This window comes from Glutamicibacter endophyticus, assembly GCF_048457885.1.
In the GTDB taxonomy this organism is placed as follows: Bacteria; Actinomycetota; Actinomycetes; order Actinomycetales; family Micrococcaceae; genus Glutamicibacter; species Glutamicibacter endophyticus.
This window is the reverse complement of record NZ_CP174200.1, coordinates 590,915-612,694: the sequence shown is the minus strand read 5'-3', so window position 1 is coordinate 612,694 and position 21,780 is coordinate 590,915. Positions and strand designations below refer to the sequence as shown.

The following is a 21,780-nucleotide window of genomic DNA, read 5'->3' as shown; positions in this document are numbered from 1 at the left end:
CCGACAGGTGCGCTCTTGCACCTGTCAAGAAACGAGCTGAAAACTTCGCGCACCTGCCTATCTGGTACCCAGGCTCATCCTTCTCGCCATCAGCGGGCCGGTGGATTCCTAGGAGCCACCTACTCCCCGAAACCGGTCATGCTTCGGTCCCGCCCGACAAGCCCCGGTGGGACTCATGATCCGTTGTAGCTTCTAGACGAGCCACCCCGGGGGTGCGACTGTGCGCTCCAGCCAGCTAGGGACCTACCGCTTCAAAGTGATACCCCCTGAAGCCAAGATGGTCACCCACTGATTCCTGCCGACCAAGTCTCGACATTCTTCGGCAAAAAGATAGCCGTCTAGCCAGAGTTTTCCCACGTCGTCCCCCATAGATGCGGTGCCCTTCGCTAAGGTGTTGCACAGGACACCATCATGGGTGCCCGGCGGGCTAACGAGGAGGTAGCGATGGACAGCAGGCAAGCGAAGCACCAAAAACTCCGCGAATCACTGGATTGTTTTCCGCGGGCGCTACGTGAATTCCTGCGCGTTGGTGGGCTAGATGCCGCCGCCGCGCTCTCCTACTTCTTGGTGCTTGCCATGTTCCCCGGCTTACTGGCGATGATTTCCTTGCTGTCGCTCGCGGGGGCCAGCGAAGGCGGCTCGCAGTGGATCATGGACCTGCTTGAACGATCCATGTCACCGAATGGTGAACCGTTGCAGGGCGATGCGCAGCAATTGCTCGACACCGCCCGGCAGCTACTGGACGGGCTTGCCTCCGAGGCCAGCGGCACCACGATCGCTATCCTGATCGGTTCGCTCGGTGCCATCTGGAGTACCTCGGGGTACGTCCAAGCTTTCTCCCGGGCCATGAACCGCATGTACGGAGTACAAGAAGGTCGCCCCTCGTGGAAGCGCCGGCCTCAGATGTTCATGATCACGCTCATGATGATGCTCGTCGCGGTCATCTCGCTGGTGTTCCTGGTAACCTCGGGTTCGATCGCACGCGGGTTGGGGAGCCTTATTGGCTTGGGCGATAACTTCGTGACCCTGTGGAACTGGGCGAAGCCGCCAATCATGCTCGTGATGTTCCTGCTGATTTTGGCGTTGTTGTACTATCTGACCCCGAATGTGAAACGCGAGCGCTTCCGCTGGTTCTCCCCCGGTACGCTGACCGCGCTGACCACCTTGGTCTTAGCGGTACTCGGATTCGGTTTTTACCTCACCCGCTTTGCCAGCTACTCGGCCACTTATGGGGCCATCGGTGGTGTCATCGTCCTCGTCTTGGCCGGGTGGATCAGTAATATCGCACTGCTTTACGGGGCCATGGTCGACATCGAATTCGCCCGGTTACGTCAGCTACGTGCCGGTATTCCGGCCGCCGAACACCTCCAACTACCGGTGCGTGACGACACGCAAATTCGCAAGCAGGAGTTCGGTGAGCACAAGGACAACGCGAACGCTCAGAACATCATGGTCGAGCACGGCGGAGATCCGCTGATGCGACTGTCTTGGGAAGAGCCGCGCAACTCAGGCAAACGTAAAACACGCTGGTTACCGGTTGCCGTGGCCCTGGCTGCCGGTTGGGGGTTCACCCGGTGGTCGCGGGCCAAACACACTTCTCGGAAGCACTCACCCGGCGAGCGCGACTAGGTGCAATACACCTAGCACCGCGACCCACGCTCCACAGGCGCAGAGGATCATGATCAGCCATAACCAGATCCACGCGTACCCACCGGTCGAACGTGCTATCAGCACCGCGTCGGACTGTTCACGATGGTGCCTTCGCCAGAGGTGGACCGAGAGAAGCTTCAGCATGTCGCGTAGCCCTGCGAGCAATAGAAATCCGCCCATGAACAACACAGCAAAGGTGAAATACGGGATCGGCGCGAAAACCAAAATCGCCAATGCGGCGCCGGCGCTACTGCCGCAGACGAGGATGGCCGGAAGATTACGCACGAATACTAAGGCGCCGCAAAAGAGCAAGGCGAAGGCCAACAGTGCCCACCCGGAATAACCGGCCGCAGCCGCCGCAAGTAGCCCCGCGGCGCACCACAAGGGCGCCGGATACCCAGCAACACCAGAAATGGCCGAGGACCATCCGCGTCGGCCCCGGCTCACCACCTGACCGGAGTGGTCCCACCCCAATTGCAGGCTCGTCACGAAACGACCGGTAAAGAGCGCGAAAATAACGTGACCCAGCTCGTGAATCAGTGTGCAGTACATGCCGGTGACCCGCCATAGCGGACGCGGAAGCACCAGCAGCGCCACTAGGGCTGCGACGATCACGAGCTGTAGCACCGTCGGTGGCTGCGCGGGCATCTGCCCTAACCGTTCAAGCAGGTGCGTGAAGAACTCCTCCATAATCCATTCATCTTTCCAGCTCTCGCTGAGCGCCAGAGGTGAGCACGCCGAAGCTTTCGGACAAGCGCCTAAGATGAAGGGCAAGAATAATTCCCACCCCGAGTTTAGGAGTCACCATGGCCCGTATTGCATCGACCGCACTAGCCGTTACCGGATTGATCGGTGGCTTTGCCACGGCGCGAAGCACAAAGAATCGGCCGCTGGGCGGGGCCGTGCTTGCCGCGGCCGGAACCGGAGCGTTCGCGATATGGAAGAAGGACGCCGGCGCCGGGCGAGCTAGCTTGCTCACCGTCTGCTACCTCGCGGCCTTCGGCGGTTCGCACCCCTTGGCCAAGAAAATGGGTGCATGGCCGGCGGTCAATGCCGTGACCGGCGCGGTCGCTGTCTTGTCTCTGTTGCTTGGTGGCAAGCGTCGCCAGAAAGACTAAGCTTCACTGGTCAGTGACAAACCGTCGTTTCCCAATGCTAAGTTGATTCCTGACACTCCGGCTCGATGAGAGGCACTGGTCACCGTGTTTTTTCAGGGACAAAACTTCATTTACTCCCCCAGTGATATCTCGGTAGCCGTAGGTTGCGAATACCAGTGCCTCTATCTGTTGGATGTGAAGCTCGGACGCCGCGCGAAACCAGACTTCGCAACCGACGAAATGCTCGAGCGCACTGCGGTCCTTGGCGACGCACATGAGCAACGGGTGCTTGCTCGGCTGCGCGAACGCTTCGGCGCATACGATCCGGCCACCGCCACCGGGGTCAAGGAATTTGCCGACCGTCCTCAAATGAGCGAGTCCGCGCTTCGGGCAGCCCATGAAGCGACTATGGAGGTGCTGCGTTCCGGGGCCGACGTGGTCTTTCAGGCGACGTTTTTCGATGGGCACATGGTGGGCTTTGCCGACTTCCTCGTGCGCCAACCCGACGGCAGCTGGGCGGTGTGGGACACCAAGTTGGCCAGACATGCTCGCGTGTCTGCGCTACTACAACTCGCCGCCTACGCAGACCAGCTGCAGGCCGAGGGGATCGCCGTGCACCCGGTGGCCAGTCTCGTCCTGGGCGATGACAGCACGAGTGAACACCGAATCGCGGAAATTCTTCCGGTGTTCCACGCACAGCGTCGCCACTTCTTAGATCTCGTTCGGGCTCACCGGGAAGCAGATCGCCAGGTGCCTTGGGACGGCGACTCGCTGCGCGTGTGCGGGCGCTGCGATTTTTGTGCCGAACAGGTTGCGGAACACCGCGATCTGCTTCTCGTCGCCGGTATGTCGCTGGCGCAACGTGCGACCCTGCGTAAAGAGGGCATTTTCACGATTGACGAGCTCGCCCAGGCCACTGCCACCGCTGGCAGTTCACGCGCCCGATATGTCGAGCAGGCGCAAATGCAGTTGGGCACCATCGAATACGACGGGGCCGTTGACCAGGTGCGGTACAAGCTCAAATCCACGGAGAGCATTAAGCGGCTACCGCAACCCGATGCCGGGGACATCTTCTTCGACTTCGAGGGCGACCCAATGTATCAGGACCCTCATGACCTCTCGTGGGGTCTGGAATATCTCTTCGGCGTGATCGAGTACGACACCGGGGAACCGGTGTTCCGGCCTTTCTGGGCGCATAACCGCGCCGAGGAACGCGTGGCTTTCCTAGACTTCGTCGAGTACGTCAACGAACGACGACGTCGTTTCCCGCAGATGCACGTCTACCATTACGCACCCTATGAAAAAACGGCTCTGCGTAAACTTTCGCAGATCCATGTTAGCGCCGAAGACGATATCGACCAGTGGCTTCGCGACGGGTTACTGGTCGATCTCTATGAGACGGTACGCCAATCTTTGCTGGTCTCGGCTCGTTCCTACTCCATCAAAAAACTCGAGCCGCTCTACATGGGTGAGCACCTGCGGTCAGGAGAGGTCACGGATGCCGGGGCCTCGGTCGTCGCCTACGCTCACTACAGCGATGCGCTGGCCAACGGCGATTCGATCCGCGCTCAGCACATCCTGGATTCCATCGCCGACTACAACGAGTACGACTGCCTGTCGACCCTGCGACTGCGCGACTGGCTGTTGGACTTGATCGGTGGCCCGGAGAACTGCCGCGGGCCTCGAGCCATCGAAGAACCGCTACCTAATTCCGAAGCCGAACCAAGCCCAGAAGAACAGCGGCTACATGAGTATTTGAATGCCTTACCGGCAAGCCACCAGTTCAGCGACGATGAGCGCGCTATCGCCATGGTGGCGGCCGCCACCGGCTATCACCGCCGCGAACGCAAGCAGTATTGGTGGGAGCATTTCGATAGGCTCTCCGCCCCGCTGGACGACTGGAGCGAGCAGCGCGGAGTCTTCACCGTGAGCAGTGCTCAAGTCCTGGAGGACTGGCATAAGGAGACCGAGCGAGCCCGCACGTTCACACGCATTACCCGGTTACGGGGCACACTGGCTGAGGGCTCATTGGTAGCGCCAGGGAGCGCATTTTTCGCCATGTTCGCCTCCCCACTGCCCGAAGGTATGGAGAACGAGACCGCCGAACGCGGCGGCGCCTTTAACACCACCGTGCTCAGCATCGGCAAGGGGTATTTGGAGGTTAAGGAAAAAAGTAGCGCGAAGATTCCGACGTACGGAGCGTTTCCGCTGGCATTAACTCCGCCGAGTCCTATCGCCACCAAAAGCATCGAAGCGGCACTCAGCGAAATAGCCCAGACGGTCGGCGCGACGGTTCCGGAACTGCCGCGCAATGCGGCCTTGGATCTCCTGCGCCGGCTTCCTCCGCGATTCAAATCCTTGAGTGAGCCTCCGACCCCTGCGGTGGTCGATGAACTACCGCAGGTGTATCCAGCGGTCCTGACGGCCGTACGCGACCTTGACCACTCGTATCTGGCGGTACAGGGCCCTCCCGGAACCGGAAAAACCTTCGTCGCCTCGCATGTGATCAAGGAATTGGTACTAGAGGGCTGGAAGGTCGGGGTGGTGGCCCAATCTCATGCGGTAGTCGAAAACGTACTGATCAAGACGATCGCCGCCGGATTGCCCCAAGATCTGGTCGCCAAGGAGGTGCCGGCAGAACGCAACGTTCCCTGGCAGGCGCGCACAAAGAAGGACGTGGCGGCATTACTCGCCGCCGACGGTGGCGGATTGATAGGCGGTACCGCCTGGACGCTCACCGGCTCCTCGGTGCCCCGCGCCAGCTTGGACTTGCTAGTCATCGATGAGGCAGGGCAATTCTCCTTAGCCAATACGCTCGCCGTGGCCGTAGCAGCGCGCAACCTGCTGCTTTTGGGCGATCCACAGCAGCTGCCGCAGGTCACTCAGGGCTCTCACCCACAACCGGTGGACGAGTCGGCATTGGGGTGGCTGTCCGCAGGCCATCCCACGCTTCCACCACATCTGGGCTATTTCCTTGCGAATTCGTGGCGGATGCATCCCGAGCTCTGTTCCAAGGTCTCGGCGTTGAGCTATGACCGGCAGTTGGGGTCCACTCCGGCCGCTGCTGCCCGTACGTTGCGCGGCCCAAGCGCCGGAGTGCAGACACGCCTGGTACCGCACCGAGGAAATACCACCAGTAGCCCCGAAGAAGCCGCGGCCATCGTGGAGATGGTTCAGGAGCACCTGGGGCTGGCCTGGGCCGCTGATGAGTCGCAGGAGACCCGACCTTTAGCGGAAGAGGACATTCTTGTCGTGGCAGCCTACAACGCGCAGGTCAATCTGCTGCGCGAAACTCTTCAGGCTCATGGCCTAGCCGGTGTAAAGGTCGGCACAGTGGATAAGTTCCAAGGGCAGGAAGCACCGGTCGTGCTGGTGAGCATGGCATGCTCTTCGGCCGAGGATGCGGCCCGTGGTATCGACTTTCTGCTCAATCGCAACCGCATCAACGTTGCCATCTCACGTGGTCAATGGCGCGCGGTGATCGTACGGTCGCCCGATCTGACAAACTTCCTGCCCACCAGCATTCCAGCGTTGGAGCAGCTCGGCGCGTTCCTCAATCTCTCATAGAGTCCAACGACTATTTCCGTGCTGGGTCGATAACCTTGTCGACATCAAAGAAATCGTCCAGCACGGGCCGGTCGCCTTTGCGTTGCTTGGCAAACTGCAATCCGTCGATGTTGATCCGCATCTGCCGCTGATACTTCTCACCCTGCTGCATCCACGAGGTGGTGGTGCCGTCGACTCCATAGAAAAAGTCGAACCCATCTTTCGCCAGTGCACGATAGCGTGCCGAATGATAGGTGCCCACGCCGGCCAGTTCCGAGCCGAAGGGGAAAATGAACTGATCGGTGTCTCCGATCAGAGGGCGAACTTCCTTGCGCCAAAGCTTGCGGTCACGGTCAAAACGGTCCATGCTTACGGTTCCGGTGGCGATGTGGCCCCAGGAATGCGACGCGAACACCCAACCGGTGTCCTTCATTGCTTCAGCGATCTTCTGTGCTGTCTGCTGATCTTTCTTCAGCGTCTTACTGTCCTTGTACTGACTGGCCGAGGTGCGATAGCCGAAAATACCGTTGTAGCCGGTCAGCGCCACGATGCCACGGGCTCCGCGGTAGGAAAAGTCTGGATGCTCGGCGACGAAGTCGTCAATCAACGTCGTGACGTCGTAAGCGCCTACATGTTCCTTGCCTTTTCCGTCCACGTAGAGGTTACGGACCTTGCCGTCATTATCGATGATGAGCTTACTGGCGAATCCATCGTCCTCCATGTACTCGTAATAGCTCAGATCATCGACCGATATGACCAGTGGGGTTTTGCCTTTGGGAAGTTTGATCTTCCGGTAGGCCATCTTTCCCTTCTTATTGAGTCCAGCGAAATCATGCGGGTTCACGAGTACGTAGTCACGCTTGTAGAGCTCGGCCAATATCGCCTCGAACTCTTTCTGCGTCACCATGTAGTCCTTATATCCCTGCGCGTCTTCGTCGCCATCGAAGGCACGCTTGGGATCAACCACGAGCGAGTGGAAGAACAGATGCGAAATTTTCTGCGGCGACTTCCAGGCCACGAGATCTTCTTTTTCCTCTTTCAGGCCCCGAACCATCGAGGTGATCTGCTCGTTGGAGTCGCTCTCGGCCAGCTTGATGGCTGCGTCTAGATCGTAACCATCGGCAAGACGGTTGATCTCTTCCTTCACCTGGCTAACCCGGGCAGCCTCTTTTTCTTGGGCGGTTGGCCCGGAGGATGAAGCAGAGGACGATTCGGTCGGGTCGCTCGTCGGCTGAGCGCTACAGCCACTGAGCACTAGAGCGCCAATGAGTAATGCCGATACTAGTTGCGAGCTCCGCATCCCAGGCCCCTTCGCTGTTTCGTGCCTTCTTGCACCACATCGCTATCTTGCTGTCGACCCTACACATTTTCGGTGGTCACGTGAAGGAATAAAGACTGACAATCCACTTCATGAATTCACTTTGCGTGAGGTGTGGTGCCCGCAAACACCACGGAGCCAGTGGCGAGCTTCGTGGCGTGGGCAAACCGGTACTGTGCGTTAGCTCCCAGCCCGATGCCCGCAGATCGCTCGGAGACGGGTGCGCCGATGAACTAGAATTGACAAGTTAGGCCCTCGGAAGTCAAAGGAAAAGTATGCAGCCCTCGCAGCATGCGAAGCGCTTGTGGCAAGAAGCCGAATCGTTCAGGAATTCCGCGGCCTACCGGTTGTTGACCACGCAACCGTGGGCCCTGGGTTTTATGCAGGCCGAGTTCTCCGCGAACAAGCCGCAGGTGGCTTTGGAAATATTCCACGCCTCGCTGGATTCATTTCTGAAGGTCGTGCGCGAGAGCGGCGAACAGCTGGCCACTAGCTATACGGCGGCGGATTACGCCGAGCTCTGGGTACGCCAGAGCATCTTGGCGCGCCCGCTGCGAGACGGGCACTTCGTCTATGAACCCAGTGCACACACTTTGCGCGTGCTGCGTTTCTTGGCCGACTTTTCCACCGAGGATTCCCATCTGAACTCCTCACGGCTCAACACCTTGCTCTCGTCGCTGGAGTCTTTGGCGCACGACACCGACCCGGATCCCGAAGCGCGAATCCGTGCCTTAGAAGCTCAAATCGCGACCCGCCAAGCACAGATCGATGCCCTCCGCCGTGGCGATGGCACCGAAGTACTCTCCCGTTCCAGCGCGCTCTCGGCCACGCGTTCGGTGCTGGACCTCGCGTCAAGCTTGCCGGCCGACTTTAAGCGGATGCGTGACGGCGTTCTGCAAATGCTGCATTCGCTGCGTGAGGATATTGTCGATGCCTCCACGGCTAAGGGTGTCGCCATTGGTCAGGTATTGGCCGCCGATAAGCAGCTACGCTCCACCGCAGAGGGCGAAACCTTCCAAGGGTTCACCGAATTCCTCAACTCTCCCGAAGCGCAGCGGCGCTTCCGCGAGGCCGTGACCGAGGTTCTCGAACGCGATTTCGTCGATGACTTGCAGGCACCCGAACGCCATATTCTGACCAACCTGCTACGTGAACTGCGCCGTCAGGCTGCCGAGGTGCATGAGTCCTACGGCAAGCTTTCCGAATCGCTGCACGCCTTCATCCAATCCGAGGACTACCATGAGTCGCAGTTACTACGCCACGCGGTACGCGAGGCCGAAACAGCCGTAGCTCGGTCCACCGCGCTCAAGCCACGTAGTGCCCTCACTCCCCTACGCCTATTCGCCCCACAGTTCGTGACATTATCCGGGCTGGGAATCTACGATCCCTCCGAGCATGTGGCGCCACCACCGTTGGCTGCGGCTCCCGAGTTCAGTGCCGAAGATATCGTGCGCACCCCAAGCACCCCGCAGGCCAACATGCCAGCGCTTCGCCAACACATCACCGACCGGCTGACCGACCGGGGTAGTCAGGTCGGGCTCGATGAGGTGTTCCACTCTTTGCCGCCGAGCGATCGCCATGTGAACAGCATCAGAGCGCTGATCGAGATCGGCCGAGTCAACTCCGAGCCGCTCGATACACACCACATGTTGACCCTCGAGTTCACCCAAATCGATGGCAGCATCCGCACCGCCGCAGTCCCCGCCCTGAGTTTCACGAAGGAGCCGCTATGAACCAGCCGATCACCGACCCCCTCTTCGAAGGCGACCGCGGCCGGTTCGATCTGGCACTACGCCAGCTACTGGTGCGACTTCTGCGTGGTCCTTACCTCGATGGTGCCACCGATCCGACGGGCTGGCAGCTTCTGCTTGATCAGCGCGAAAGCATCGAGGCCTACGTCAGCGAGATTTTTCTGCTCTTGACGATCGATGCCGAACGCAAGATCGCGATGCTCACCCCAGCTGAGATCGATCACGCGCATACCGCACCGATCGCCCCGCGGCGCGCCCTGCGCCGCGACGAAACTCTGCTGGCTTTACGTTTACGACTATTGCTCGAGCAGCATGCCGGTACCGGCAGCGACGCCTCCATATCGCGAAGTGCAATGCACGAGATCCTCGCCGAGCATCGACCGGCCGGGGACCGGGACGACAAGCGCTTCGCCGAGTCCTGCGACGCGGCTATTGGCCGTCTGCTGACCTTGCGTCTGCTGACTGGCACGGAAATCCCGGACGAGTACCGGATTTCGCCGGCGCTCGCCATGGCATTGCCGTTAGCCAGCATTTCCGACATTCCCGCCTATATCGCGGCCATCGACGCCAATGAAGCCACGCTGGATGTGAGCTCAGATGGTGAGTCTGCCGCGCAAGAAACCATCGAATTGGTGCAGGAGTAACCCATGAGCATTGAGATGACCCTGCCCATCGGCGGCGGACTGAACCCGGGCCAGCATCGCCTCAGCCGTATCCAAATCGTCAACTGGGGAACCTTCCATGGTTTGCATTCCCTGGAGATCGACCGGCGTGGAACACTGATCACCGGTCACCCCGGGGTAGGCAAGTCCACGCTCTTCGATGCCATGGGGCATGTGTTCTTCGCCAGCCCACGACTGAATGAATCGGCGAACGAGGCAGTCTCGCGCGAGGACCGCCGCACCACGTTCTCCTACATGCGCGGACGAAAGTTCAAGACCGCTGCCGGGACCGTCTATCAGCGGCCAGGGGCGACCTGGAGCGCCATTATCTTGAGTTATGAAGACGGCCTCGGCAACGTGGTGAGCGCCGGCGCCGTCTTTGACCTGCCCGATGCAGGTCTCGAGTCTCAGGTCTCGAAGCACTATTTGCTGTGTGAAGGTCCGCTGCAGATCTCCGACTTGGAAGATCACGGTCCGCGCCGTTTCACGATGTCCTCGTTGGCCAAGGCGCTGGCTCCGGCCGAGGCCTTTGATACGCATAAGGCGTTTATTGAGAAGGTACGCCGCCGGCTTGGTGTCGAATCCGATAAGGCCTTCGCGCTGCTGCGTACCCTGCAGAACGGCAAGGGCTTAGCCAAGGGCGTTAACCTGTTCTTCCGTCATGAGGTGCTCGCTGAACCGGCCACGTTGAAGGCCGCCGCCGCCGCGGTCGAAGATTTTGCCCACTTGCGAGGAATTTACCGGCAGCTGGACACCGCTCGGGCGCAACGCGATGTGTTGGCCAAGGTCCCGGCCCAGGACGCGACGTACCGAGCCCTCGGTGCCAAGATCGAGGCCACCAGCACACTCCTTGAGTCAGACATCGCCCAGCTCGAAGCCCAGGTGCGCCGTCACGTATTGCGCAATGACCTACAGCGGCACACGCAAAGCTTGGAATCCTTGCGGGCCAGCGAGGCAAAATTGGTGGCCCGTAAAGAGGAGCTCGACTCCCGGCTGCAAACCCTGCACGCGGCCAGTAATGACTCTGGTACCACCTCACTGATGCTTCTCGAGCGCGAGGCCGACGCGGCGCGCAAAACCTTGGCGGAAAAGCAGCAGGTCATCCACGAACTTCAGGAGCAGGCCAGCGAGGCAGGGCTGAAGTTTGAGTTCAGCGGACCCGGCCTTGATGAGCTTCGTGCGAATGCTGCGCGCGGACTTCAGCAGTTGGAATCGATCGCCGCCGACGTGCAAACGGTGCAATACGAGGCCATGGCCGCACTGGTTAATCTGCGCAAGCGTGCCGATACGCTCAACGAGCAGATCGTCTCTTACCAGCGCCGAGGTAGCAACATTGACGACCGGTCGGTGGCCGCTCGACGCGCCATCGCCTCGGCCTGCTCCCTATCCGAATCGGATCTGCCCTTTGCCGGTGAACTCATGGATGTGGCCGGCACGCAGAACGACTGGCGCCTGGCCGCCGAGAAGGCACTGGGAACGCTGGCGCGCACCATTCTGGTACCCGGCGAATATCTGTCCAAGGTCACCCACGCCATTGACCAGCTCTCCGGCCTGGGACGCGTGCGCTGGGCGGATATGTCCACCACACCTCGTGAAGCCACCGAAGGACCCAACGATCTGGTGAGCAAGCTGGAATTCGCCTCCACGCCGGCGGGGCGGTGGCTTCGCGCCAAGATCGCGGCCGACTACCCACTGGTGTGCGTGGATTCTGATGCGCAGATGCACCTACACGCCAAGGCAATCACCCCAGCCGGCACGATCAAGTCGGGGAAGGGCAGCTACGAACGCGATACCCGAACCTTGCCGGCCAGCGAGTACCTGCTCGGTTTTACCAACGAGTCAAAGATTTCTGAGCTTCAGGCCAAGGCGCGCAAGCTGCAGGACGAAATTGCCCAGGCTGAACAGACCGCCACCGAGCGGACCGCGGCCAAGGACAAGATGGCGGCCAAGACGCGGCTGCTCACCGCCCTTATGCAGGATGACCGTAGCTTCGCGCAACTGGACTCCACGGCCGCTTTGACCGAACTCCGCGCCAAGGAGCAGCAGCTCGGCGACGCAATGACGTTGACCGGTGATACGCACCGGGTGCGCGCCGATATCGAAGAAGCCACCGCGCAAAGCGAGTCGGTAGTCGGAGAGCTGGCGCTGACTCGGGCCCGCATTGAAGATACCACTGTCCAGATCGCCCGAGCAGAAAAGGTGCTTGCCAGCACCAACGGCGAGGACGCCGAGGACTGGATCGGACAGGTACCGGCCGAGCTGGCACAGCAGCCGACGATCCATCAGTTGCTGGCACAGCTGTCCGAAGGACAGTGCCCGAGCAATGATTCGATCACCGAAATTTTCGCCGATCTCAAGTTGAGTCTCGGCACCGAGCTGAATCAGCTGCGTAGCGAACGTCAGGAAGTCGCCGGTGAACTGAGCGAAACCTTCAAACGCTTCGCCCGGGAATTCGGTCCGGCTCAGGCACAAACGCACGGTACGTCTCCCCAAGCCGCAGAGCATTACGCCAAGCTTCACGCGCAAATCGTTGCCGACGGACTGCCGCACCATGAGGAGCAGTTCCGCGAATACTTTGCCAACCGTTCCTACGAGCGTTTCAGCGACCTGCTGCAATTGCTCGATGAGGAACGCCGGATGATTTCCGAGCGCATTAAGCCGCTGAATCAGATTCTGGCCGATGTGCCCTTCGAACATGGATCGGTGCTGCGCCTCGAGGTCAGCAACTCGATTCCTGCCGAAGCCGGGACGTTCCGAAACGAACTGAAGCAGGCATTGGCTCAGGCCTATACGACCAAGGAAGAAAGCACCCTCGCTAGTTCGTATCAGGCGCTCGAAGCACTCGTGCAGGCCTTGAGCGACCCGCAGCGCAGCGCGTGGCGTTCTACCGTGCTCGACGTGCGCCAACATGTGGTGATCAGCTGCAATGAACACAAAACCAACGGCGAGATCGAAACCGGGCTGGAGCCCGGAACGCTCTCCGGTGGCGAGGGGCAGCGCTTCACCTCATTTATCATGGGTGCAGCCCTGGCCTACCAGCTGGGCTTTGCGGCCGCAGGCTTTACCTCGTACGGCACGGTGATGATCGATGAAGCCTTCATTCAGGCCAACGCCGATTATGCGGCGGCGGGCATTCGCGCCCTGCAGGAGTTCGGTTTCCACCTGGTCTTGGCCGCGCCCGAAGACAAGATCGACTTGAGCCGGCACTTGGGATCGATTACCGACATCATCAAACATCCCGGGTCGAATATTTCGGGATTCGTGACTACGGGGCGTTCGCCGGCGGTGGCCACCACAATCAGGCTGGGTGACTAAAACAATGGGTTCGCCTGCTACTGCGGGCCAGTTTCTCCCTGAGGTCCGGGCATAGCCCGGCCATATACGAACTGGCCCGGAACCCCAAGGGTGCTTTCTCCCCAGAAAGCACGGGAACGTTCTACACAGTAGTAAAAAGAACGATCGTCATCAGCTTAGGAAACTAGTCTGTGAGATTCCTTGATACCGGCCGGTAACAGAACGAGGCCCGGTGCCCGTCAGCTCTCCCGCATGGGATCGTTGACGGGCACCGGGCCCTTTCAAACTCCGGGTTACGAGACCTACTCGGTGGCTAGACCCTCCACCGGTGAGAGTCGGGCAGCCTTGCGGCCCGGAGTGACCGAAGCCAGCAGCGCGGCGACAACGCTCACAGCCAGCACCACCAGCAGCTGCAGCCAAGGGATGCTGAAGTGCACGGTACCCACGGCGGCCAAGGCACTATAGGCGCCCATCAAGCCGTAAGCGACGCCCAGTACGATGCCGAGCAGTGCCGCGACCCCGCCGATCAGCACGGCTTCGGTCGCCAACATGGAACGCAACTGGCCCTTCTTCAAGCCCAACGCACGCAGGAGCGCATTCTCTCGAGTTCGTTCGAGAACCGACAGGCTCAAGGTATTGGCCACACCGATCAGCGCGATGAGTACGGCCACCGCGAGCAGACCCGAAACGATCATCAGCAGCACGTCGATGACCTGACCGAACATCGACTTCTCAATGGCTCCACCGGAGACCTGATAGCTTTCGACGCCGGCGATATCGGCGATATCCTGCGCAGCCTGTTGCACCTCTGACGGGCTCAGGTCGGCATCGAGCTTGAGCATCAAGGCGCCCATGGCCGAAGGCGAATCCTTCAGGCCCAGCTGTGTGGCGGTCTGCTTGCTGATGTATGGAGCATAAATCAACGCTCCAGAAGCCTTGGCTTCAAGCTTGGTGCCGCTGATGGTCGCCGTAAGCTCCTCATCGCTCCATGGCGTATAGACCAGCTGGCCCTCGGCCGGGACGATGTCCTGGTTCAGCGCGACCTTACGCATGGCTTCCGGATCCACGACCTGTAGTTCCGTTTCCATGGTGGTGCCGTCCGAGTAGCTGATCTCGGCCTGCTTCATTTGTAGCGTGGCCGTGGCCTGCACGGATTCCAGAGCCTCAAGTTGCTGCCGTGTGTCGTCACTGAACGGCTTCTCCGAGTAGACGCTCAGGTCGACCGGGTACTCGGCCATAACGCCTTCATTGAGTGTCGACTTGGCGCTTTGCCCGCCAACCATGATCATCGACACGAGGGTCACACCGATGAGCAGTGCCGTGGCCGTAGCGGTGGTGCGCCCGGGGTTACGCACGGAGTTCAGTGCCGCGAGGCGTCCGGCCACCGACCCCGAGGTAACCAGTTTGCCAACACCGAACACGGCGCCCGGAACAAACAGAGAGGCCAGCATCAAAATGCCGGGGAAGGACAGGAGTCCTCCGGCGAAGGCAATCAGCAGGTTCTGTAGCACCATGCCGGCGGCGAGCCCAATGGCTCCGGCAAGGGTGAGCAACGAGCCAAAGACGATCCGCAGCACACCGGCACGGTTGCGGACACTAGCCGCGTCGAAGGGACGCAGCGCCGCCAGCGGGGCAAGCTTCATGGCGCGGCGGGCCGGAACCCAGGCCGCTAGGACGGTCATCAGCACACCGACCAGGAGCGGCACCCAAATCGCGGTCATTGAGTAGTCCAACGTCGCGTAGCTCATGGTCGGCACCAGCGACTTGAGGACCGCAATCAGCCCGGCGAGCAGACCGATCGCCAATAGCACTCCGACCGCGGAAGCGAGGATACCGATCAGCAAAGCCTCCAGGAGCACCGAGGAGCGGATTTGACCGCGCTTGGCCCCCAGTGTTCGCAATAGTGCAAGTTCGCGGGTGCGCTGCGCAATCACCACGGAGAAGGTGTTCATCACGACAAGGCCGGTGACAACCAATGCCACCATCGCGAATACCAGCAGGATGATCGTGAGTTGGTCGTTGCCGCCGGTCAGTTGGGCGACGTCTTGAACTACTTGCTCGTCGGCGCTCAGCACCTTGATGTAGGAGATGTTCTGGTCGGCGAAGTACTTCGAGACCTCCTCGCGCGCGGCGCTAGGGTCATCGCCCTTGGCGTCGATCACGATCTGCCCAAACTCAGCCGACGGTTCAGGCGTCACGGTCTGCCACCACGACTCGGCCAGACCAACCTGAGCATAACCCGAGCGCATCGGGTTCGTAGAGCTGGCCTGCAGACCGACGACCTTCGCATCGGCCGTTACGGTCTCCTCGCCCGGGAATTCCATGGCGACGGTGTCGCCAATGTTTACCTCCATCGACTTAGCGTGTTCGACGTCGAGGATCACCTCTCGCTCGCCCTTGGGCGCGCGGCCTTCGAGTAGCGTCTGGGATGCGGCCGGCTTGGCGGCCACCGGCTGGGTGAACACGTCGAACCGGTCTTGGCTGGTACGCATGGAGGCCATCGAGTTGGCCGTTCCGTTGGCGCTGGCCACCGAATTCAGTGCACGCAGCCCCTCAACATCTTTCAGGGTGAGGGCCGATGCTGTATCGGGAGCGGTTTTTCGATCTTGGCTCAGCACGAGGTCGGCGTTCTTGTACTGATCACCGAGGCTATTTTTCAGCGTCGCGGTGGTCGAGGAGTTCACCGCGAGCGTTGCGCCAAGAAACGCGGTGCCAATGGCCACCGCCAACAACACGGCAATATAGCGCCGTGCATAGGTTTTGATATTCGCTAAGGCTACTTGCAACATGACGTTTACTCCGCCAGCGAGGCCAGCGCCTCGCTCACCGAGGCAACGGTCGGGTCCGCAAGGGTGCCCACGAGCTCGCCGTCCTTCATCAGCAGCACGGTGTCCGCGTAGGAGGCGGCTACCGGATCGTGGGTCACCATGATGATGGTCTGCCCCATTTCACGTGTGGAGGCACGTAGCAGGGAAAGCACCTCGGCGCCGGTGCGCGAGTCAAGGTTACCGGTGGGCTCGTCGCCAAAGACCACCTCGGGGCGGGTGAGCAGGGCACGGGCCACGGCCACGCGCTGCTGCTGTCCGCCGGAGAGTTCATGTGGTTTGTGGGTGAGGCGTTCCCCGAGTCCCAACGTGTCGATCACGGTGCGGAACCACGCACGATCGTATTTCTTGCCCGCGAGCGATAGCGGCAAGAGGATGTTGTCCTTTGCGTTGAGCGTGGGCACGAGGTTAAAGGCCTGGAAGACGAAGCCGATTTGTTCGCGGCGCATCGTGGTCAGCTGGTCATCATTCAGCTGGCTGAGATTGACGCCACCGATAATGATGTCACCGGCATCCACCGTGTCGAGCCCGGCAAGGCAGTGCATCAAAGTGGACTTGCCCGAACCCGACGGGCCCATGATCGCGGTGAAGCGGGATCGTTCGATGGCAACGTCTACGCCGCGCAGGGCGTCGACCCGGGTGGAGTCATGGCCGTAGCTTTTGCACAGACCTTGCGCCTGCACGGCGTAGCTGGTCGAGTTCAGGGTTTCTGTAGTCATATGAACAGCCTATAAATTAGCTGTATCAAATCTGATCGACCCAGCGACCGGTCTTAGCGCGCCCGGGCTCATACCTAGGGTGGACATTTACCTGCCGCCCACTCCCCCGCAGGATCCCTGGCGCACTTTAGCACTGTGCGTGATGTTCGCTGCTGTGATGTGACTCAGGTTCAATTTGGAAGGTCGAGTGCTCAATGCTGACCTCGAAATGGTCGGCCACGCAGCGTTGCAAGTCTCGGAGCAGGGCTCCTGCGCTTTGCGCGTCAAACATGGCGTCCTCGGCGACCACATGTGCCGAAAGGACGGGAAGGTTCGAAGCGATCTGGCTCGCGTGCAGATCATGAACCGCCAGCACGCCGGGCTGTTCCTCGAGGTGGGCGCGCACCTGAATCAGGTCGAGCCCGCGCGGGGTGGATTCCAACAGGATATGGGTTGTCTCCCCCAGCAGTCGCACTGCTCGAGGAATAATCAAGGCGCTAATCAACAGGGCGGCCACGGAGTCGGCCCGTGTCCAACCGGTGAATTCGATAACCAATGCGGCGATAATGACAGCCACCGAGCCGAGCGCATCATTGAGCACTTCGAGGAAGGCCGCGCGCATATTGAGATTCTCGTGCTTTCCAGCCGAGATAATCCACATGGATATCAGGTTGCCAACGAGACCGATGACACCGAAAAGCAGCAGGCCGGCAGCTTGCACCTCCGGGGGTTCGAAAAGGCGCCGAATGGCGTCGATCCCAGCGTAGATGCCTACGGCCAAGAGGAGCGAAGACTGCAAGGTCGCCGAGAGCACTTCAGCGCGGCGAAAACCCCAGGTTCGCTTGGTGGTGGGTTTACGCAGAATCAAGTGGGCCGCGGTCAACGCCAACAAGAGCCCCATGGCGTCGGTGAGCATATGCGCCGCGTCCACCAGCAAGGCGAGTGAGTTGGTCAGCAGGGCGCCGATAATTTCGGCCACGAGAATGCTGGCGGTGATGCCAAAAGCCCACGCAAGACGAGTGCGATTCGATCCTGCAGAGTCGTGCTGGTGATGCGAGTGGTTATGTCCCACAGCTAGCTCCCTTCGGCATGTTCGATGTGGTGTTCGTGCCATTCGTGCCCGCGCGGTTGTGCGGCCGCACCGGCCTCGGCCAGCAGCCGGGCGATGCGCTGTTCGTCCACGAGCGAGAAATAGCTCGCCCGCCCTTGGCTACGCGCCGAGACCAATCCACCGTCACGCAGACAGGCTAGGTGCGCACTCACGGTGCTTTGCGCCAGACCCAAATGCTCGGTGAGATCCTTCACGCGGTGTTCCCCGGTGCGCAGGTGCTCCAATATCAGAAGACGCGTGGGGTCGGCTAGTGCATGAAAAACGGCAGCCAGTTCGACGCGTTCCCTTGCATCGCCAAGTGACTCTATTATCGCCATATAGCGATGATAGCCCGTTTGTCCCCAATAAACCACCCCTCCCGCAGCGAAAGTGCCATGATTAACGGCGTGAGCAACGACCTAATCATGGGACCCGACGGCCTAGCCCGCCCCGCCTGGGCCACCAGCAGTGAAATCCTTCGCAACTACTACGACACCGAATGGGGCATGCCCATACGCGATGAGCAGGGGCTCTTTGAACGCATGAGCCTCGAAGGCTTTCAGTCGGGACTTTCATGGGCCACCATCTTGAAGAAGCGCGATAATTTCCGCCTAGCCTTCGCGAACTTTGAACCTGAGGCGGTAGCCCAGTTCACCGAACACGATGTCACACGGCTAATGCAGGACTCTTCCATCGTGCGCAATCGACTGAAGATCGAGGCGACGATCAACAACGCGCGAGCAACACTCGACCTCCGCGCCGACGGCGGCTTGGCCGAGTTCATCTGGTCCTTCAAACCCGAGCGCACACCCTGCCCGCGGGCCATGGATGAAATCCCCACCCAAAGCGTCGAGTCGAAGGCGCTGGCCGCGGCATTGAAGAAGCGTGGCTTCCGCTTCGTCGGACCCACCACGATGTTCGCTCTCATGGAAGCGGTGGGCCTTATCGACACACACCTGCTCGGCTCCCACCGACGCGGATGCTCCGGAATCTGGCCTGGCTAATGCGCGCGGACCGCGCGGAAAGCTAGGGCAATTAACCACAGAATCCCGCCAGGGTGTGCAAACCTGGCGGGATTCTGCATGCGACCCGGTGACTGAGCAGGTCACCAAAGCCCCTTTCCCCTTACAGATGCCGGTTTCCCGACGACCGCCGGGGCTGAGCAATTCCCTGGCGGCAAACCCGCCGAGGTCATCGGCGAAGTTTTAGCCTTCTCCGACCACACACGGAGAAGGCGTTGACTAAAGCTTAGCCCAGCGACCCCCAATAAGGTCAATAGAAACTTTCGTATTTTTTCGAAAAGATTCTTAGGCGGAACTAAGTTAGGGTCAGCTGATGGGCGCTTCCTCGAAGATTTGCCCAACTGGGGTGCGCTTTTCGGCCTGGAAAGCATCTTCGGCCCGCCCGAAAGCCCAGTAGGCCGAGAGGGACATGTCGCGTCGATCCACCCCTCGCTCATTGTGGAAATAGCGGCGAAGGTTCTTCATCACTTCACGCTCACCGTGGGCAAAGATTTGCATCCGCCCCTCCGGCCACGGCAGGGCCCGAACCTCGCGTTCAAGGATCGTCGACTCCGGGGAGAAGGCCTCGCCACGATGCACCCAGCGCACATCAACACTCTTTGCGTGGGGTAGTTCGATTTCATCTTCGGGGCCAGCAACCTCAAGCAGCACAGTGGCTACAAATGAGTCATCCATGGACTCTAGCGCCGCACTGATTGCCGGAATCGCCGTCTCATCGCCGACCAATAGGTGACGATCAAAGCTTGCATCGGGAGCGTAGATTCCCGCAGGTCCCACGAAGCACAGCGTGTCACCGGGTTGCGCATTGCGCGCCCACGGTCCGGCGATCCCCTCATCACCATGAACCACGAACTCGATATCAATGCTTTGCTCTTGCGGGTTCACCCGGCGAACGGTGTACGTGCGGCGCACCGGCATATCTTCCGGGGCTAGCCGCTCGCGCAGCGCCTCCATATCATAGGGAGGCTCGAGGCCCAGCTCTGGCTTGGCAAAGAGTAGCTTGACGTAGCGGTCTGTTACCGGCTTATCAACGAAGTCGGCGAACCCAGGGCCTCCGAGGGTAAGGCTGACCAAATGCGCAGAGACTTCGCGGCGCGCTAAGACTTGCAGAACTACTTGCGGACGGGCCGGTCGGGATTCACGAGAGTTAGACACAAGACCACTTCCTGTCGAATACGTTAGATAGTTCTATCCTATTTCGATTCGACGGCCCTGGCTATTTAGGAAAAACCGGCGCCCCCATAAATGGCTCGAGTCCGGCCCGCTCGGCTGGCGTGAGCCGCTGCACGCGCGAGGAGGAAGTGTCGAAAAACGCCAGGGTCGTACTGGCTCGCACGCACAGCGCACCATCCACCGGGTCCCGGAACTCGTAGCAAATATCAAAGCTTGCCGGCTTGACGGAAGCAATCCACAGGTCAACGTTGACCGGAACGTTGCGGTATTCCAGAGGGCGGGCGTAGCGCACCCGGTGTTCCACCACGAGAATCTGCACGCCGGCCGGAACGGCCGAAAAAATCTGCACCGCCGGTTCGACACCGGGCGCGCCGGTACCGCCGGGCACCCCGAAGCCCGCGATTCGTGCCTCTTCCATCAGTCGAATCAGATTCACGTTGTTGACGTGCCCATAGGCATCCATATCGCCCCAGCGCATGGGCACCTGTACACGCAGTTTCTGCGGCGTTACTTGATCTCTTGTTGCCACTGAACATCCTCCCCGACCAAACCAAGCTCCTTGAGCCGCGCCAGCATGCGCGATCCGTCCAGCTCGTACACCCATTCAATACCGGGCGTCGCACGCCGCAACTCGCTCGAACGTCCACCAGCCAGCACCGCTTCGGAAGGCGTCAACTGACGAATGACAATGGCCTTCACGCGCTCGGGATAGCGGCGGGCAAACTCCGCATAGATCGCCGGGTCATGCTGTCCGTCATCACCAATGAGTAACCACTCGGTCTGCGGGAACTCTTCGGCTAAGCGGCGCAGCTGATCCACCTTATGCTGCATGCCGCTACGGAACCATGCCCGATCGGTGGGACCCCAATCCGTCAGAAGTATTGGTCCGCGCGGGAAGAGATTGCGCGACATAAAACGCGAAAGCGTTTGAGCGACATTCCAGGGGCCGGTCGAGAGGTAGATTGTGGGGCTGTGCGGATGATGATCCAGTACGCGCTGCATCATCACGGCCATCCCCGGAGTCGCCACGCGTGCGTGTTCGGAGAGCACGAACGAATTCCAGGCAGCTAGCAGCGGACGTGGAAGCGCAGTGACCACCACCGTGTCATCAACGTCGCTGATCACTCCGAACTGCTGTTCCTCGTCGATCACCAACACCTCAGCGGTGGCAGATTCCCCTCCGACTGCCTGCAATTTCACCGAATTCCAGCCCGAGGCCAGGTTGGCGGCGAGTTTGACGTCGATCACGCCACCACGATCTGCCTGTATTTCAAAGCGGTCCCCGCCGATCGTGACCGTCACGTGCCCGAAAGGGAGCACCGGAGAGACGAAATTTCGGAATCCGCGGATGCCGTCCTCGATCACCTGGGCCTGATGGCGGCCACCTTCGAATGCGCCTGGGCGCGCCAGCACGAGGCGAGCGAAGACGCGCACCCATCCACCAGACACTCGGTGCAATCCATAGCCGGGATAGGGCATGATGACCGGTTGTAGGCCGCGGGCGCGAGCGCGCCGGGCGCGCCAAAGGTGGAAATTGTCCTCCAGTCGGGAGGCGATATGCCGCGCGGCGCCATCCATGGGTGCGTGACTCATGAACACCAGTCTTTCACGAGTGGCCGCACGGAGATAACTTTCAAGAAGCAACGCCACCCCT

General features: G+C 60.5%; 16 protein-coding genes. 7 read left to right on the top strand and 9 right to left on the bottom strand.

Features of this window, described 5'->3' with window-relative positions; genetic code table 11:
- Positions 1-444 precede the first annotated feature (444 nt).
- Positions 445-1,629 (top strand): YihY/virulence factor BrkB family protein, encoded by a 1,185-nt coding sequence (locus ACJD00_RS02960; protein WP_418908407.1) that lies wholly within the window; start codon positions 445-447, stop codon positions 1,627-1,629.
- Here ACJD00_RS02960 and ACJD00_RS02955 read toward each other — a convergent pair.
- Positions 1,609-2,340 (bottom strand): M50 family metallopeptidase, encoded by a 732-nt coding sequence (locus ACJD00_RS02955; protein WP_418908406.1) that lies wholly within the window; start codon positions 2,338-2,340, stop codon positions 1,609-1,611. The two genes, ACJD00_RS02960 and ACJD00_RS02955, sit on opposite strands and share 21 nt — an antisense overlap.
- A 116-nt stretch (positions 2,341-2,456) precedes the next feature.
- On the opposite strand from ACJD00_RS02955, the gene ACJD00_RS02950 reads away from it, so the two are divergent.
- Both ACJD00_RS02950 and ACJD00_RS02945 read left to right on the top strand, forming a co-directional pair.
- Positions 2,457-2,768: a hypothetical protein gene (locus tag ACJD00_RS02950; RefSeq protein WP_309408773.1), complete on the top strand. Its 312-nt coding sequence runs from the start codon at positions 2,457-2,459 to the stop codon at positions 2,766-2,768.
- A gap of 84 nt (positions 2,769-2,852) precedes the next feature.
- Positions 2,853-6,314, top strand: a complete 3,462-nt coding sequence (locus ACJD00_RS02945; RefSeq protein WP_418908405.1) for a TM0106 family RecB-like putative nuclease — start codon at positions 2,853-2,855, stop codon at positions 6,312-6,314.
- A gap of 10 nt (positions 6,315-6,324) precedes the next feature.
- Here the strand turns inward: ACJD00_RS02945 and ACJD00_RS02940 are convergent, their stop codons facing one another.
- A complete protein-coding gene (locus tag ACJD00_RS02940) occupies positions 6,325-7,593 on the bottom strand; it encodes a polysaccharide deacetylase (protein WP_418908404.1) in 1,269 nt (422 codons plus the stop codon).
- Positions 7,594-7,886: 293 nt separating this feature from the next.
- Between ACJD00_RS02940 and ACJD00_RS02935 the strand changes: the two genes are divergently transcribed.
- From ACJD00_RS02935 to ACJD00_RS02925, 3 genes are read left to right on the top strand one after another with little or no spacing between them, the layout of a single operon-like run.
- Complete coding sequence (locus ACJD00_RS02935; RefSeq protein ID WP_418908403.1) at positions 7,887-9,344, top strand: DUF3375 domain-containing protein; 1,458 nt, start codon at positions 7,887-7,889, stop codon at positions 9,342-9,344.
- Positions 9,341-10,006, top strand: coding sequence for a DUF4194 domain-containing protein (locus ACJD00_RS02930; RefSeq protein ID WP_418908402.1), 666 nt, complete (start codon positions 9,341-9,343; stop codon positions 10,004-10,006). Before ACJD00_RS02935 ends, ACJD00_RS02930 begins: the two co-directional genes overlap by 4 nt.
- A gap of 3 nt (positions 10,007-10,009) precedes the next feature.
- A complete protein-coding gene (locus ACJD00_RS02925; RefSeq protein WP_418908401.1) occupies positions 10,010-13,339 on the top strand; it encodes an ATP-binding protein in 3,330 nt (1,109 codons plus the stop codon).
- A gap of 281 nt (positions 13,340-13,620) precedes the next feature.
- Here ACJD00_RS02925 and ACJD00_RS02920 read toward each other — a convergent pair whose 3' ends face one another.
- The 4 genes from ACJD00_RS02920 to ACJD00_RS02905 all read right to left on the bottom strand — a co-directional run bounded on the left by ACJD00_RS02920 (position 13,621) and on the right by ACJD00_RS02905 (position 18,269).
- Positions 13,621-16,107 (bottom strand): ABC transporter permease, encoded by a 2,487-nt coding sequence (locus tag ACJD00_RS02920; RefSeq protein ID WP_418908400.1) that lies wholly within the window; start codon positions 16,105-16,107, stop codon positions 13,621-13,623.
- Between the two features lie 5 nt (positions 16,108-16,112).
- Positions 16,113-16,862 (bottom strand): ABC transporter ATP-binding protein, encoded by a 750-nt coding sequence (locus tag ACJD00_RS02915; protein WP_309408783.1) that lies wholly within the window; start codon positions 16,860-16,862, stop codon positions 16,113-16,115.
- Between the two features lie 127 nt (positions 16,863-16,989).
- The gene (locus ACJD00_RS02910; protein WP_309408784.1) at positions 16,990-17,913 is read right to left on the bottom strand and encodes a cation diffusion facilitator family transporter; all 924 of its coding nucleotides are present in this window, start codon (positions 17,911-17,913) and stop codon (positions 16,990-16,992) included.
- Positions 17,914-17,915: 2 nt separating this feature from the next.
- Positions 17,916-18,269, bottom strand: coding sequence for an ArsR/SmtB family transcription factor (locus ACJD00_RS02905; protein ID WP_418908399.1), 354 nt, complete (start codon positions 18,267-18,269; stop codon positions 17,916-17,918).
- A gap of 57 nt (positions 18,270-18,326) precedes the next feature.
- On the opposite strand from ACJD00_RS02905, the gene ACJD00_RS02900 reads away from it, so the two are divergent.
- Positions 18,327-18,935: a DNA-3-methyladenine glycosylase I gene (locus ACJD00_RS02900; protein ID WP_418908398.1), complete on the top strand. Its 609-nt coding sequence runs from the start codon at positions 18,327-18,329 to the stop codon at positions 18,933-18,935.
- Positions 18,936-19,259: 324 nt separating this feature from the next.
- On the opposite strand, the gene ACJD00_RS02895 is transcribed toward ACJD00_RS02900, so the two are convergent.
- From ACJD00_RS02895 to ACJD00_RS02885, 3 genes are all read right to left on the bottom strand, one after another.
- A complete protein-coding gene (locus ACJD00_RS02895; RefSeq protein ID WP_418908397.1) occupies positions 19,260-20,108 on the bottom strand; it encodes a siderophore-interacting protein in 849 nt (282 codons plus the stop codon).
- A gap of 61 nt (positions 20,109-20,169) precedes the next feature.
- Positions 20,170-20,604, bottom strand: a complete 435-nt coding sequence (locus ACJD00_RS02890; protein ID WP_418909292.1) for an acyl-CoA thioesterase — start codon at positions 20,602-20,604, stop codon at positions 20,170-20,172.
- A gap of 29 nt (positions 20,605-20,633) precedes the next feature.
- Positions 20,634-21,719 carry an App1 family protein gene (locus ACJD00_RS02885; protein WP_418908396.1) on the bottom strand — a complete coding sequence of 362 codons (1,086 nt, stop codon included), beginning with the start codon at positions 21,717-21,719 and terminating at the stop codon, positions 20,634-20,636.
- Positions 21,720-21,780: the final 61 nt, after the last annotated feature.